This window comes from Leeuwenhoekiella marinoflava DSM 3653 (assembly GCF_900129005.1).
GTDB classification, from domain to species: Bacteria; Bacteroidota; Bacteroidia; order Flavobacteriales; family Flavobacteriaceae; genus Leeuwenhoekiella; species Leeuwenhoekiella marinoflava.
In genome coordinates this window covers 1-1,319 of sequence record NZ_FQUN01000043.1, presented here as the reverse complement: position 1 = coordinate 1,319, position 1,319 = coordinate 1, and the positions used below count along the sequence as shown (strand labels likewise).

Genomic DNA, 1,319 nt, shown 5'->3' with positions numbered 1-1,319 from the left:
TTTAAAAACGTGATCACCTTTAATCTTGATGAATACTGGCCAATGGATAAGTCTGATGTGCAGAGTTACCATTACTTTATGCACGAGCATTTATTCAATCACGTAGACATTCCTGCAGATCAGGTTAATATTCCTGATGGAACTATTGCTCAAGAAGAGATCAAGCCGTTTTGCATTGCTTACGAAGCAAAAATAAAAGCTGTAGGCGGACTCGATTTTCAGCTTTTAGGTATTGGTAGAACCGGTCATATTGGCTTTAACGAGCCGGGATCGCATTTCAATTCGGGTACCCGGATGATTACTTTAGATTATTTGACCAGAGCAGATGCTTCAGGATCTTTTAGAGGGCTTTCCAACGTGCCTAAAAAAGCGATCACAATGGGTATCAATACCGTTTTAAATGCAAAACGTATTGTGCTTTTAGGTTGGGGTCAGAACAAAGCTGAAGTTTTAAAACAGACCATAGAAGGAGCCATTTCTTCAACCGTTCCTGCAACGTATTTGCAAGAACACGATAACACCACTTTTGTACTGGATGATGCAGCAGCATCAGAACTAACCCGCGTAAAAACACCGTGGTTGGTTGGTACCTGTGACTGGACTAAAGAATTGACTGCAAAAGCGGTTTTCTGGTTGTGTGAAAAGACCGGTAAAACGATTTTGAGTCTTACCGATAAAGATTATAACGATCAGGGAATGTCCGATTTATTGGCACTTCAAGGTTCTGCTTATAATTTGAATATCGAAATGTTCAACAAGCTGCAGCATACCATCACCGGTTGGCCGGGTGGCAAGCCGGGAGCTGATGACACCAACAGACCTGAGCGTGCTGAACCTGCAAAAAAGCGGGTGATTATCTTCAGTCCGCATCCTGACGATGATGTGATTTCTATGGGTGGTACCTTTGACCGACTGGTAGAACAAGGTCACGAAGTGCATATCGCCTATCAAACTTCAGGAAACATAGCGGTTTCTGATACCGAAGCTTTAAAGTTTGCTGAAGTTGCAGCTCAAGTAAGCAAAGGAGATAAAGAGAAATTTGCAGCAATTGCAGCGCAAATAAAGAATAAGCAACGCAATGAGATAGATCCTGTTGAAGTACGTCAGTTAAAAGGAATTATCAGACGCTGTGAATCTCTAGGTGCCACCCGTTTTGAGGGCGTTCCTGATGAGCATGTTCACTTTTTAGATCTTCCGTTTTACGAAACCGGCGGAATCAAGAAAAATCCAATGTCTCAAGATGATGTAGCTATTGTAAACGAACTCATTTCGACTGTAAAGCCGCATCAGATTTATGCAGCAGGCGATCTTGCTGATCC

1 protein-coding gene is annotated in these 1,319 nt (G+C 42.4%); it reads left to right on the top strand.

The genetic code is table 11. The annotated features are described in order from the left end of the window. Nucleotides 1-1,319, top strand: a 1,319-nt coding sequence (locus BUB91_RS20600; RefSeq protein WP_073101330.1) for a 6-phosphogluconolactonase, incomplete at both ends; no start/stop codon positions are given.